General features: G+C 48.4%; 10 protein-coding genes and 1 tRNA gene. 6 read left to right on the top strand and 5 right to left on the bottom strand.

Translation table 11 applies throughout. From position 1 onward, the window contains the following. The first annotated feature begins 87 nt into the window (after positions 1-87). Positions 88-300, top strand: coding sequence for a flagellar biosynthesis anti-sigma factor FlgM (locus tag ACO6VE_RS03425; protein ID WP_422445806.1), 213 nt, complete (start codon positions 88-90; stop codon positions 298-300). Between the two features lie 120 nt (positions 301-420). Next, positions 421-497, top strand: a tRNA-Arg gene (locus ACO6VE_RS03420). 105 nt (positions 498-602) lie between these two features. Here the strand turns inward: ACO6VE_RS03420 and ACO6VE_RS03415 are convergent. Beyond that, entirely contained in the window at positions 603-878 is a 276-nt protein-coding gene (locus ACO6VE_RS03415; protein WP_422445804.1) for a hypothetical protein, read from the bottom strand. Between the two features lie 658 nt (positions 879-1536). Between ACO6VE_RS03415 and ACO6VE_RS03410 the strand changes: the two genes are divergently transcribed. Together ACO6VE_RS03410 and ACO6VE_RS03405 are read left to right on the top strand one after the other, a co-directional pair. Then, a complete protein-coding gene (locus ACO6VE_RS03410) occupies positions 1537-2712 on the top strand; it encodes a hypothetical protein (RefSeq protein WP_422459703.1) in 1176 nt (391 codons plus the stop codon). 297 nt (positions 2713-3009) lie between these two features. Further along, on the top strand, positions 3010-4332 hold the full coding sequence (locus ACO6VE_RS03405) for a hypothetical protein (RefSeq protein WP_422459702.1): 1323 nt from the start codon (positions 3010-3012) through the stop codon (positions 4330-4332). Positions 4333-4407: 75 nt separating this feature from the next. Here the strand turns inward: ACO6VE_RS03405 and ACO6VE_RS03400 are convergent, their stop codons facing one another. Next, positions 4408-4575, bottom strand: a complete 168-nt coding sequence (locus tag ACO6VE_RS03400; protein ID WP_422459700.1) for a hypothetical protein — start codon at positions 4573-4575, stop codon at positions 4408-4410. 216 nt (positions 4576-4791) lie between these two features. Between ACO6VE_RS03400 and sstT the strand changes: the two genes are divergently transcribed. Continuing rightward, positions 4792-6042: a serine/threonine transporter SstT gene (gene sstT, locus ACO6VE_RS03395; RefSeq protein WP_422445798.1), complete on the top strand. Its 1251-nt coding sequence runs from the start codon at positions 4792-4794 to the stop codon at positions 6040-6042. 500 nt (positions 6043-6542) lie between these two features. Here sstT and ACO6VE_RS03390 read toward each other — a convergent pair whose 3' ends face one another. Both ACO6VE_RS03390 and ACO6VE_RS03385 read right to left on the bottom strand, forming a co-directional pair. Next, complete coding sequence (locus ACO6VE_RS03390; RefSeq protein WP_422459698.1) at positions 6543-11111, bottom strand: hypothetical protein; 4569 nt, start codon at positions 11109-11111, stop codon at positions 6543-6545. Positions 11112-11583: 472 nt separating this feature from the next. After that, positions 11584-12159: a DUF262 domain-containing protein gene (locus ACO6VE_RS03385; protein WP_422459696.1), complete on the bottom strand. Its 576-nt coding sequence runs from the start codon at positions 12157-12159 to the stop codon at positions 11584-11586. Between the two features lie 457 nt (positions 12160-12616). Between ACO6VE_RS03385 and ACO6VE_RS03380 the strand changes: the two genes are divergently transcribed. Continuing rightward, positions 12617-13639: a quinone-dependent dihydroorotate dehydrogenase gene (locus ACO6VE_RS03380; protein WP_422445792.1), complete on the top strand. Its 1023-nt coding sequence runs from the start codon at positions 12617-12619 to the stop codon at positions 13637-13639. A 63-nt stretch (positions 13640-13702) separates the two neighbouring features. Here ACO6VE_RS03380 and rmf read toward each other — a convergent pair whose 3' ends face one another. After that, positions 13703-13936, bottom strand: coding sequence for a ribosome modulation factor (gene rmf / locus ACO6VE_RS03375; RefSeq protein ID WP_422445790.1), 234 nt, complete (start codon positions 13934-13936; stop codon positions 13703-13705). Positions 13937-14155 lie beyond the last annotated feature (219 nt).

Here is a 14155-nt window from a genome sequence, read left to right as displayed (position 1 = left end):
GGCATCATGGGTAGACAGCCTGAACTGGAGGTGACAGTATGTCCGACTTGCCAGTGAAAAAAATTTCTCAACGTTCAAGGAGTGAACATGGATAAAGAGCATCGAGAGTCAAGTACGAATTTGGAAGGCTCCGAGAAGAAACTAAGTTTTGTTATCAATGCTACAGAAGATCGTGTCAGCCGCCTGCGCCAGGCATACCTTGATGGGACGTTGATGGTTGACAGCGAGCGTCTCGCCGAAAAAATGCTTGCCTTTGAACAACAGCTTGAAATCGTGTTTCCCGAGAAAGACAGCCCCTGAGTCAATTTACGTCAGTTAGAAATCCTTTATCCTGCCAAGGCTTGATCATCCACTGTGAATGAAGTACGCTTCAAACGCGTTTGTGAAGGTGTATGCCTTGGTATCAGTCCGATAACGCATGCTCCCATGGCACAGCTGGATAGCGCAGCCCCCTCCTAAGGGGCAGGTCGGAGGTTCGAATCCTCCTGGGAGCGCCACTAAAATCAAGGGCTTGTGGGAATAACAGATAAAGATTTATTTTTACAAGCTCAAATGAGAACAAAAATTGAGAACAAAACAACTGTTTAAATAATAATCGTCGCTTACCGTGACCCCTTCACTTTCGGCGTTTTATTGATGTAGATTTTCTTCCCTTTTTTCGTCTTGTGGCCTGAGTGGTTGTCTTCGTGATCGGAGGCACCTTTGGCTTTCAACTGGTGAAAGGTGAACCGTTCCTCTGCCGTGATTTTTCCGGAAGCAACACAGCGGCTCATGCAGTCCTTAAACCTGGCTGAGAATTGTTTGTTGCTAATCGTTGAACCGTCCGGATCGTGGAACAGGTGCTTTGAATGAACAGAAATACCCGAGCTATCAGCCAACGGCTTCCATGGGTTTACCCGGTGGCATACAAACCAAAACACCGCAGCAAATAGTGACGATGCAGCAACCCCTAAAGTCAGGGTAATTTATTGGCAATATTTATCAAACTGTCTTGATTGATGGTAAGAGTGAAGATTGTTGGTCCATTGCCTAATAAGTGGCGTTTTTCAAAATCTCTGAAGGATCAGACATGTCTGCAACCACATCACTTCAGGTAAATCTCCTCTTCACTGCATTTCAAGGGCGTTGCTCTCAATGCTTGACTCCAGCTCACCATAGCAGGTTCCGGTTTGCTTCTTCCCAAGCTTTCTTTTGGTCGACCCAATCATAAGTAGTTAACCAAATGAAATCATATATTTCTGACTAAGTTGTCAGTCACTCTGCGGCGTTGCAACTCCGGTCACATAGCTACGGCTATGCTCCCTACGTTGCGCCTTGCATAGCAACTGCCCACTTAGCCAGAAATATACGATTCCATTTGGCCAACTACTTATCGGTGATTGAGCGAAAACTGCTCTTATTTATAAAATATTCGGGCTATATTCCACAGCGGGCCTTGACAGATTAGGCAGCCTCATCTAGATAACTTTGGATCTGATCTTCTTTTCTCCTTCATTAAGTTGCACGTTTGTTTCTTATTTGCTCTTCAGGTTCATTATGAATGCGTCTATTCCCCTGACCGTTACCTTACTTTTGTGTTTCACTCTTCCCTCTGCATTTGCCGAAGAATGCTCGGGTATTGCAGCCATGAGTTTTGAAAAAAAGGAACAAGCCTTCATGGAGTTGAAAAAGAGCTTTATCGAAACCCTGAAGCCGTCGGAGCACCTGGATCAGATTCGCAAACTGGCCACTAATCCCTCGCAGTTAGATGAAGTGGGTGATCTTACCCTGCGTAGCCTGCCTGGAACCGTTCGAGAACATTATCCAGAAATACCTGAAACCGTTCTGGATGACTTTACCGAGCAAATTGAAGAGCTGGAGAGAGTCGCGGATTGTTTTCACTTTGGTAAACGAAGCAAAGGCTCTCTGATGAAGCTTCGTTATCGCAAGGTCAAAGAAACCGATAGCCCCTACATTGGTTTCCTGTTACCAAAGGAGCAGGATCAGCCCCGCAAAGTGAAAATAGCCAGTTCTTCATCCTGCCAGGGTAAACACTGCGATTTCACTGTGAAGAACGTCGATGATCTGGACAAAGATATCATCCTGCTGGTTCATCGCCCTGCCCGACTCAGTACTCCAGTTATTCATACAAAACCCATCGTCGACCCCACGACCGATAATACGAAACGCCTGCCTGAGCGTGCCTTTCTTCTGGAACTGGACCTGAAAAAAGTCGTCAAGCATTTTTTCAGCACGCCTGAAATCTATATGCACCTCACTTACTACAATAGCGACCAACCGATTCGTGAAGATACGATTGAAATTCCCTGGGCGAAAAAAAAAGGTGTCAATGTGGGCAATACTGAGCTGATCATCTGGTTGGATGCAGACTCTGTACAACTGACTCTGATGGAAAATGACTCAGAAATACCCTTTAGACTTATTGGTAAAATCGTCAGCAGGATTGTAAAGATTGGATTGCAACTCGCCGGTGCCTTCCATCCTGAAATAGGTCATATCCAGAGTGCACTTGGTATTCTCAATAACCGCACTTCAACCGAAAGTGACGATTTTTATCATGCCCTGGACAGGATGAATGCAGACGACATGCTGGATACCGTTCGCCTCCAGAGAAATAATTTAAATACTTTTGTCCCCATGAAATCAGGGGTCGCCAAAATGGTATTGAAGCCTGTCTACACCTCCAAAACAGGTATGAGTGATGAACTATAACTGACTGGTTATTACGTAATCCCTGCATGTTATTTTTCATCATTGACTTATTGGGACATAACTTCAGCCGCAGTCAGCAAGATAGCTTATCTTATCCACCAATTCCCCTGTCCGGGGCAACAGCTTCCTGAATACCCTGGAACTTCATAACCCATTTAATTGATGAGGTTCCTTGTCTGTCTAAAGCCATGAGGCAATTCTGATCACCGCAGTTTCTTAACAATGGCATCACTGTTTATATCCGATTGAGCTATCTTTAATTGCCTGACAATAAAAATGCCATAAAGGAGTTCATTGATGTCCCTGCCAGTTGTTGAGAATGCTTCTGCGCTGCAATTTCATGCGATCGTGCCGGATAAAAGTGGTGAAGTTGGCAGTGCATTCAAATATCGTAGTGTCCATCCTGTCGAACATTTAGAGATCAAACTGCTTGAACAGAGACCTGAGTGGGAAACCTACGAGGTTTTCAGGAAAGCGAGCAGGAATGATATGGATTCCGACGAGCGCTGGCAGGTTACGCTGCTGAACTCCCTGAATATCAGCAGCTTTGGCAGAGCCATCACCATTGAACCACAACGATATTCCTGGTTTGCCTGGGCGGGGCAGGTATCGGTCAGGGGGGCGGATGGCGAAGGCCAGCCAGTGGGGACGTTAATGTTGCTCAATGACCAGAACGTTAAACTGCTTAATGAAGCTGGCAAGCCCCATCAGCGGAGCCCTTCTTTTCCGTCTGTCCCGGCAATACCGGATGCAGAAAGGCTGGATGAGTCAATCGATCAATTGCTGGAGATGGTCTCCACCACCGCCCGGCAGCATCATATTTATCAATGGGGATTAAAGGGGTTGCCCAGGCTGGCTGACGCCGGGATTGCTTCCTCGGTAACCGGGCAGTGGCCGCTGTTGGAAAGTCTGGCAGAGCCTTACATTGAGCAATGTTTGTCGAAAGGCGCTGTTCTCGGTGATGTTATCCATGGTCTGAGCCAGGTAGTGGATACCCTGGCAAACCTGCACGAACGGGGAGTGGCCCACGGAGATATCCGTCTGGAAGGGCTTCGGGAGTTTTCAGGCTGGCTGGGTCCGGGCCTGCCGGAGCGTTTCAGTAGGGTGGATGTGGTACCGGGGCCAGATACACTGGGCAGCAAACGGTTCATTTTTTACAACAATGCCTGGCAACCGCCAGAACTGCGCTTTCCCGGCGTTTTTGATAATCCTGAACAACCGTTTGCCCCCTGGCAATATACTTCCGCTACCCGGGAGGGCGATATCTGGTCTTTTGGTGTAATGCTGGCGGTTATCGTTTGTGCCACTTTCGGCGAGGGGGAGCGGTTTAAAGCGGATGAAGGTTTGCAGTTATCACTATTTGACTATATGAAAACCAGTGAGTTGTACGATTGTGCAAAATTGGAGCATGCTGTGGACCGGACTACGGGCTTCCTGGCCAATAACAAGAGCCTGTTGGCGCTGAATATGCCGTCCGGTCCGATAAGTATTTCGTTGGCTGAAGACGATCAAAATATGCTGGCACCACTGATTCGTCTGATAGATCAGTGCACCCGGGCAGACCCGCAAAAGCGCCCGACAGCAGAGAATGTCAAAGATCAGCTGAGTCAGCTGGTTTAAGCCATGGGGCTTGAGCAGGACTTGTTGTTTTTCAGAGGTATTTTATTGACGGGAGATTACAGGAACAGCGAACTATCAATATCTGCCGCGAAATAGCAGAGACAGGAGCTCTGCTGGTGGTATCACCACAATGTTTCTTATGCCCCAGACGACTTTTGGTTTTTCTTCCAGCTTGGTTTTTCCGTGACAGTCCTTGACGGGTTGCAGCTCAAAGATAGTTTTCGGGACTAGAATCTGTCTCATTTCCATGCTCCGGTGTCTGTTTCGGTAGGCAACAGGATAGATGCGATTGACATAATTGATGCAAAAAATTAAATCTGAAGTTTATCCTCTGTACTGTGATACTATTTTCACGTAATTCCCGCAGGCCGGTAATACTCTTATGCGCGGGAATTTCGTGAGGCAGATGTTATAAATTGTTGACTGATAAAAACTTGAACGTAGTACAGCGGGTAAATCATGAGTCAAGCGCAATCATTATATGACCGAATGGCTAACACCAGCCTGGTTCTCAGGATTATTATCGGTATTGCCCTGGGTGCTGGTCTGGCGGTTGTTTCGCCGGAAACTGCGGTGGCCATCTCTTTTCTGGGCTCCCTGTTTGTCGGGGCCTTGAAAGCGGTAGCCCCTGTGCTGGTATTTGTACTGGTGGCATCTTCCATTGCCAACCAGAAACAGGGGCAGCACACAAACATGCGGCCGATTGTTTTCCTCTATATTCTTGGCACACTGGCGGCTTCTTTTGTCGCGGTATCCATGAGTTTTCTTTTCCCGGTGACCTTGACGCTGGTGACCAATAGCGGTGCAGCCCTGCCTCCGGAAGGTATTATGGAGGTTCTCCATACACTGCTGTTCCAGGTCGTGCAGAACCCTGTTGAGGCTCTGCTGACAGGCAACTTTATTGGTATTCTTGCCTGGGCCATCGGTTTGGGCCTGGCATTGCGTCATGGCAGTGAGTCTACGCGGGTTATGGTGCATGACCTGTCCATGGCGGTTTCTGCCATTGTACGCTTTGTCATCCAGTTGGCTCCCATCGGTATTTTCGGGTTGGTTGCCAATACCATTGCCCAGACCGGTTTTGGGGTGCTGGCCGGTTACAGCAAGTTACTGGCGGTTCTGATCAGCAGCATGTTGATGATCGGGTTTATTGTTAACCCGTTGATCGTTTACCTGAAGATTCGTCAGAATCCTTTCCCCCTGGTGCTGCGCTGTATCCGGGAAAGTGGTGTGACGGCCTTCTTTACCCGCAGCTCGGCAGCCAATATTCCGGTGAATATGCAGCTGTGTAAAAGCCTGGATCTCCACGAAGATACCTACTCAGTGTCCATCCCCCTCGGGGCTACCATCAATATGGCAGGTGCCGCCATTACCATCACCGTAATGACGCTGGCAGCGGTTCATACACTGGGTATTTCCATTGACCTGCCAACCGCTTTGATGCTCAGCATCGTGGCTGCTGTTTCTGCCTGTGGCGCTTCCGGTGTGGCCGGTGGTTCCTTATTGCTGATCCCGCTGGCCTGTAGCCTGTTTGGTATCTCTAATGATATTGCCATGCAGGTTGTTGCTGTCGGTTTTATTATTGGCGTGATTCAGGATTCTCTGGAAACGGCGTTGAACAGTTCTACCGATGTCGTCTTTACGGCGGCAGCATGCATAGCGGCTGAACGCAAGGCGGCTGGGCGGGCAGAGCCTCCGTCTGTGAGCGTTTAAGGAGTTGTCTGGAAATACCTCCCTATTTTCATTGCCTGACTCCGTTCGGACTGAGTGCTGAGCTTGTCGAAGTATCGAAGGGTGGTGCCACCGAACTTCGATACTTCGACAAGCTCAGCACTCAGGGTGAACGGAAATCGGTAACTTGTTAAAAGACAATTCCTGACCATCGCAATCAATGCGTCATAGTCAACTATTAAAGGGTTTCAATGAGTTTGATGGGTTGTCGTGCCTCCGCACTCGGTTCGTCCTGAGCCTGTCGAAGGACCCATAGGGCCTAAAGGCGGAAACTCCGGACTCTGATAGATCGTGCCAAGCACCCTTCGACTCCGCTCAGGGTGAACGGAGATTGTAAACATCAAACTCATTGAAACCATGTACTGGATTGCCGGATACCGCTCAGGGTGAACGGAGATTGTACACGTCAAACTCATTGAAACCATGTACTGGATTGCCCGATACAAAGAGCGGCCTGTTTGAATCAGTGGGTATCGGGCAACTTATGAGGTCAGGAGGTCTTTGCCTGCTTCCAGGGCTTTATAAGTGCATCCTGCAGGCGGTGAGTCGCTGGTTCGAGTCGATGGCAGTGTATAGTCAATTGACCAGGGCAGGCTGGCTTTTTCAAGTTCTCTGATTTGCAGCTCAAGGTGAGTTTTGAATAGTGGGTCTTGGCTCAAGTCGGGTATGCTGCTGGCTGAATAGTTTGTTTCACCTTTAAGGCAGTCATGTAACGCCCGCCGGGTGACCATTTTCATTCTTGCTTCCCGGATCTGTTCCTCCTTTTTCAGTTGCTGTTGTTCACACTTTTGCCGGGACTTTGCCATTATGACTGTTGCTGTCAGATGATCTGGCAAGTGCGCCATGGTTGTTTCGCTGCAGTGATGCGGCTTCTGATGAAATGGTTGATCGTCAGCCTTGTCTGCCCCCAGTGATAAAGACTGAAGTTGTCGCATATGCAGCAGTTTAAACAGGTACTCTCCTTTGTGAAGATCAATATGATAGTTTTCAACGGTATCCATAATTGCCTTGATATTTTCTCCGGGGCAGTCAGTCCCGCAGGAATGCTCTAAAAATGCATTGATTTCCTGTTCAAGGTTTATTAGCTGGTAGGGAAACAGTGCTGCATCCAGTGGTGGGAAATACAGACGGGCTAACTGTTGGTTGAAATCAGCAAGGTGATCCGGATTGGCTGATATATCATCCGGGTCCCTGAGAGCATTTTCCACCAGTGCTTTTGCCCGGACAAAATGGAGGATGTGTTGTGCGTCTCTTGCAACATCGGACTGACACTTTTCCCGAACCGTTGACTTGATACGTTGAAGCATCTCTTCTTTATAATGCAGCTGGTGCCAATACTTGCTTAACTCTCTGAGAAGCTGGTTTTGTTGCCAGTCCTGCCACCCACTCAGTGCCTGATCTCTGACTTCTGACATCTTTGCCCGGGTATCTTTATTGATCTGATGGGCTTGCTGTCTTGCCTCAATGGCCTTTGGACTGTCTTTGGCAAAGGTTCGTTTCATCTGTTCTGAAATGGTTTCAGACAGTGATGTCCAGACTTCATCCAACCCATTATAGCGTCGGGCGACAAAGCAGCTGCTGCCAAAAAAGGTAATGATCCCGATACAGGCTGTTGTTAGCCAGGGGCTACTCAGTAGAAGAACAATGTTAAAGACATTAACCAACAAAATGGCGGCAGTGGTAACCACTGACGACACGCCGAGAATGCCTGCCACCTTTTTCCGCTCTGCTGCTAACTCACTGCGAGCTGCAATACTGGCTGGGTTGGCTTTGGCGTTGTTGATTTTCTCCTGGTATTTATCAAAGCGCATAACCAGCGGATCCAGAACAAAACCCAAAACATTACCAACGACACTGGTGCGTCGGCCAATATGATGGGCAAGTCTGACGGTTGTCTCCGGGGCCATGGCGGCGAGGCAGTCAGAGGTCAGCCCCAGGGTCAGGCTGGGCATTAAATCCCGGGCACAGCGCAGGTTATTCAACAAACGGAAAATCGCCGGCTTCATCTGGCTGAGACAGTGTCTGGCAAGATAGGTGGATAATACATTCTGTGCGACTTTTTTAGCCTTGTTGATCAGGGTATCCAGACTGTTGCTTAAAAATATTTCGATCACTGGCAGTCCGGTATGAAACGCGGTAATCATGTCCCGAAGCAGCTGGAACCGTTTGATCACCGTAGCCACTTGCGGATTTTCCAGTGGGTCAACATCCAGTGGCTGTGGTTTGTCGCCAGAAAACAGTGAAGCCAGAGCATGACCGCGCATGCAGATCTCAATGCTTTCAAGCAGGCCTGTTACCGATGTGTCCTGCCCAAGCAGGCTTTTCAGCTGAGGCATCAGGAGTGCAAAATCACCCCACATTACCCGAAAAAACTTTGGGTTTTGTTGGGCTACTTTCAGTATTGTACCCAGAGTGTCGGTTATTAAGGCGTGGATTGGATTGTCGGCAGAGAACAGTGACGATATCAGCCCTTTGCCTTCTTTATAAAGAAAGCCCAGTGCATTGGGCAAGCCTGATGCGTTTAGTCCCTCCATCAGTTCGCCGGCTTTCTGGCAGATGGTCCTGCTGGCTTGCGACCCCCAGTTAAACACATCGCCAAAGAGCGTTTTAAATTCTTGATAAGGATCATAATTCAGTAATTTTAAATACCGCTTGCGATACAGCTCGGCAATGCTGTCTTCAATGCTTTCTTCTTCCTTGCGGATAAAATTCAGGTAGCTGAGATAGTATGCATAGGAGTCAGGGTTCAGTGGCCGCAGGCCCACGCTTTTTCTGGATCTTGCCAATTGCCAGAGCACATCAATATTCTGCTCGAAATGTTCACAGGGCAGTATGCCGTCAGGCGCATCCTGGTCGATCAGGTGAATCAGAAGCTGCTGTTGAGCATAGGTCATATCGTAGTAGCACTGCATCCAGTGCAGGCAACTGTCGTAGCTGTCATCCTGTTCACATCGGTTCATTGCATCAATGAATTGTAATGTGGCCAGGTAAAAAGACTGCTCGGGGGTATTGCTTTTTTGTGCCAGTACGGAGCGTATACGATTCGCAGCGGGGGGCTTGAGGAAAAACCAGTGTGGAAACAGGCCCGGTTGGTTTGGCCGTGATTGGTTGCTCAGAAAATGGTGAATTAACTGGGCAGAAACCTGTTGTTCTATATTGGCAAGGCGGCCTGGTTTTTTTTCGGGGGGCGACTGGTTTTTTGCCGGGTTCAGTAATCGAAGAATAAGGATATGTTGTCGTTGATCCATCAAGCTGGGCAGACTGGCTTCAGCTGGAGGTGATTTAAGCTCATGCTCAAGGCGTTTGGCGTGGAGCCAGCCGATCTCGTTGTCCAGTTGCGTCGCTATTTCTGGCATAAGATCCTGCCTGGTCAGGCGACTGAATAAAGCCTGAACACTCTCTGCTGTACACCCTTGCTGATCAGTCGCCAGGGCAAGTTTAGCCGCCTTTATATGCCTTATGCCGCGATACCGTTTTACGTTCAGGCAAACCAGATAAGTCAACACTTTTAGTATGGTTTCAGGTTGTTCCCTGATGTAGTGATTAACTGTTCTCCTTTTGCAGGTGTCTGTTCCGGAAACGGGTACTTTGACTGGTGCGAGCTGTATAAGCTCGTTAAGAACGATTTGAGCGGATTTTTGCAGATGATAGTTTGCCAGACTCCACATAGCCCCCCTTAAGATGATTTCACGCTCTTTGCACTGGTAGCCCAGCGGTCTCAGCCAGGTAGTGGGCTTAAGGGGTTTTGGGTCTTTAAGTTGATTACCCTCGACGTTGTCAATGGCGGTGGCTAACTGCTTTGACGATAGCCTTCCTTTTTGTACCAGGAAGTCGGCGTCCATTTTTGCTTCCAGGCAGTACACATGGTATTCACGCTCAAATTTTCTCAGATTCTTCAATATCGCGAGCTGGCACCTGACATTGTGCTGATCACATTCAAGGTCGTTGAGGTTTTCTCTCAGGATTGCCAGATTTTTCGCCAGGGCGTCCCTGAACCCGGTACGGTTTTGCATCCGGGATTTCTGGAGTTGTTCAAAGGTCTCTATTGGGGTGCTGCCCAGCTTCGCAAGCCGACTTTTCAGAATCTCAAGGGCGGTTCCAGGGAATAAAATAAGCAGGGCCTGTAAAATGCCGTGTGGATAGAGAGCAATCATCAGTTCAGGCTGGTCATCTTCCCCATCAATGGCAATGTTGCTGGGATTGCCATAGATGTGTGGTGAGAGTTTTACGACGGGCAGTGACTGTTGGTAGATTTCCTGCAGTTCTGCTGATCTGTGATGTGTCCTATGGACGACGCTATCTTTTTTGTGGGAAGCGTCTGCCGTTTTACTGTCGCTTTCTTCCGACTCATAGGTTGTGCTTGAGCACTCTTTTTCGGGTTGAACACTTTTGGCTTGCGCTTTGCTAACGGGTTGCCCCCTGCTATTCAGATCACTGTCGATGGCATCGACATCTATGGGCAACTCAATGTCTTGATCCTCTTCATATTCTTCACTGAAGCATGGCATATCAAGATTGATATGATCCAGGGCCTCTGAAGGTGTTGGCAGGACGGCATTGGCGAGTTTTTTTATGCCTGACAGAATATACTGCGCCGTAGAATGCCAGTAAGAGCTTTCTGCTTCTATTGGTGCTTTGACGTTGTCTTGTTCACCGATAGCCGGGTCAGCTTGTGCAGTTGGAGCCTCCGTCGTGTGTTCTTTGACTGGCCTGTTCTGGGGGCTGATGTCTTCAGCCTCACAATGGCAACTATCCAGTGTACAGGTGCTGTCGCCAGAGCGGGTGTCAGTATCTGTTGTGGCCGTTTTTTCTGCCCCCTTCCTTTTTAACGACGGTGTTTCTCTGTTTGAAGACTCCAGGCCGTTCCGGGATGAGTCGGAGCAATAGCTGATCTTATCGAGCTGAACCGGTCGTGTTTGACGGTGGTGAATAGGGGTGTTGTTGAAGTCCGGACATTCACGGATATCTGCTGTGTTAAGAAGCTGCCGGGGTGAGTCTGTATTAACGGGAGTGTTTAGGGGGAAATACGACGATGCAAGTACCGACTGCATTATTTAGCCTGAACGTTGAATAACTTTAACCAACTGTTCAGACCCGATGGGGAGATGATGGTTTCATCTGCTTATTGTAAATGTTTTGGCCGTTTTTCCTTCCGTAGTCTGAATCGTTCAAAACACCCACTCAAACAGGGTATGCACTCCTTTGCTACGCAGTTGTATGCGATTGAGCAGCAAAAAAAGCGATTAAAGTATTCAGGGAGGTGCTTAGTGATAGTCCCTCTTACGGTAGATATTAAGAGGCTGTTTTAAAAATTATTGATCATTAACTCAGAATAACTCTGTTGTCATTCTGTACAGGGATTATGTACAGGATACATCTCACATAGATGTGAACGCGCTGGCCGTTGGCTATCTCTACAAGATGGATTCCGTACATTAATCCCTGTACGGAATGACAACGGAGTAAAGTAACCAGTTTTCTGACATTTTCAAAAACCAAAAAAATCCGTATAACTTATTGAAATTAAATGTTTTCCCTGGATACTCTGTAGCTGTAGGAAATATTTTCAATCCCGATAATCTCTTCCAGCTGCGACCACTTCTGTTTAACGGTTGAAGAAGGAATTCGATTCACCTCTGCCTGCCCGAACAGTTTGTTCTTGATCAAGTCACCGTCGGTCAGGGGGGGTCCCCGGTTATTCAATACATTGAAGAGTCGGTAAGACGAGGCAAAATCCTCCGTACGAACAAATACAATAAACACATGACGCAATAGGTAGCGGGTAAATTTGATCAACGTTGCTTCATCATGGTCGGCCAGATACTCACCAATGACCCTGAAATTGTTGATGAACAGGTTCTCAGTATGAGTCGGTTTTACGGGAAGATTAGCATGCTTGCCCATGACAACATGATTGGTAAACAGCTCGTACTCTTTCATGCGAACCTGCAAGCGGGGTTCTTCCGGGGTGTCTGCATACGGGTCTTCATGGAGGATGCGCTCCTGGAGGTCGGCTTTCACTTTGACATTGCTGATGAGCTGACACAGTTTTGCACAAATCAGCGTCAGCGTGGTCAGGCGTTGCTGGCCATCTACCACCTCAAACCGGTAGTCATTTTTCGGATCCTGAATACAGATCAGACTACCAATAAAATATTAGTGATGCTACGCAAAGCACTGGCTTTTACCTCTGCCAGAATATCAGAAATTTTCAGTGTTTTCGGAAGTAAGCGTATGGGACTCAGGGTAATTTTATTGGGCACTAACCCTTTAATTTCGCAGCCTGTGGTCAGCGCTGAGAAGCTCGACAACGCATGGCAGATTGCCATCTCTGTATGGCTGTAAAATCTGGGGGTATAAGTGAATTTTGGCCTTAGCCAAAGAGAATGACGGTGGGTGTTATTACCTCTATTTTGCTTCAAAATCGTTCAAATTTAAGGAGAGCGGTTCCAAATGATTTTGCTCTTGCTGCTATAAAGGATCCATAGAGACAAAAGGGATTAGAGATCGTATAATCCTCCGAATTTTGTCTGGCGCATACTGATCGATAACTCCTATGTATAAATTGACACGAAGTGCCCTGTTTTGCCTTTCTGCCGAAACTGCCCATGATTTTGCCATGGAAATGATCAGTGCGGGGGGGCGTCTTGGTCTTACCCGGTTGATGGCTCCTGCTGTCCCTGCCAAACCAAGGGAAGTGATGGGACTGACCTTTAACAATCCGGTTGGGTTGGCAGCGGGGCTGGATAAAAATGGTGAGTGTATCGATGGTCTGGGCAGTCTGGGCTTTGGCTTTCTTGAGCTGGGAACCGTGACGCCGGTGGGGCAGCCCGGCAACCCCAAACCAAGAATGTTCCGTATCCCTGAGAGAGAAGCGTTGATCAACCGTATGGGGTTTAATAATCTGGGTGTGGATCAACTGGTCGCGAATGTTCAAAAGAGCCGGTACCAAGGCATTATCGGTATTAATATTGGCAAGAACCTGACCACGGCTGTTGAAGATGCCAACCAGGATTATCTCACCTGTCTGCGTAAGGTATATCCCTACGCTGGTTATGTTGCCGTTAACCTCTCTTCCCCGAATACACCGGGGTTAAGAAAACTGCAATATGGTGATGCCTTGAAAAGCCTGCTGTCAGTGCTGAAGGAAGAACAGGCGTCACTGGCTAAAGCCCATGGTCGCCAGGTTCCTCTGGCCATCAAAATTGCCCCGGATATGACCGACGATGAAATAGCCGCAGTTGCTGCCGAGTTGGTGTCGTATGAGCTGGATGGCGTAATTGCCACCAATACGACACTGGATCGAGATAAGGTCAGCGGCTTTGCGACAGCCGAGGAAGCGGGAGGACTCAGTGGTGCGCCGTTGAGTGATAAGTCCACGGCAGTGATTCGACTGCTTGCCAGTGAGCTTTCCGGTAAGCTGCCGATTATCGGCGTCGGTGGTGTTATGGATGCTCAGACGGCCGCTGATAAGATCCGGGCGGGGGCCAGCCTGGTGCAGATATATTCGGGCTTTATTTATAAGGGGCCGGAGTTGATCCGAGAGGCTGCGGAAGCCGTCTATTCTGTTGATGCATGAGAAAGCGCGTTGATCAAGCGGGTGATGTCAAAAAGCCCCGGACGGGGCTTGTTGACAGCGCAATCAGAGCTGGTTGGCTGAATAGGAGTGAGAGAAGTTATACATTCGGTGTAACCCCGAGATTCCTGTCATTCCTTCCCAGTTATCAACTCGACCTTCACGCCAGCCACTTAACCACGACTGGCGCAAATCTGCCTCCTGATGGGGGCAGATATCCCTGGAACGGCCAGACAGGCCCACTTGGTATCCTTTATTAAAGGCTCTATCTGATTTATCCCTTTTGAGTCTTTTCAACATGGTAATGCCTCTTGCTGATATGGTTTTTGACGGCCTCCCTGGCGCCTCGGGCTTGGTTCAGAATGACCGGACAGCTGACTTCACCCCGTGGTGGAGGTAACTAGTCGCAAGTGCTAACTGTCCCCCAAAAGACAGTGCGGGTAAAGTGTCGACTGAAGAAGGTATTCACCCAAGGAAAGTCAACATTCTAAGTTTTATCCAAATCTGAAGCTTTTGTTG

The organism is Endozoicomonas sp. ALB115 (genome assembly GCF_049310245.1).
In the GTDB taxonomy this organism is placed as follows: Bacteria; Pseudomonadota; Gammaproteobacteria; order Pseudomonadales; family Endozoicomonadaceae; genus Endozoicomonas.
This window is presented reverse-complemented; position numbering and strand designations above follow the sequence as displayed.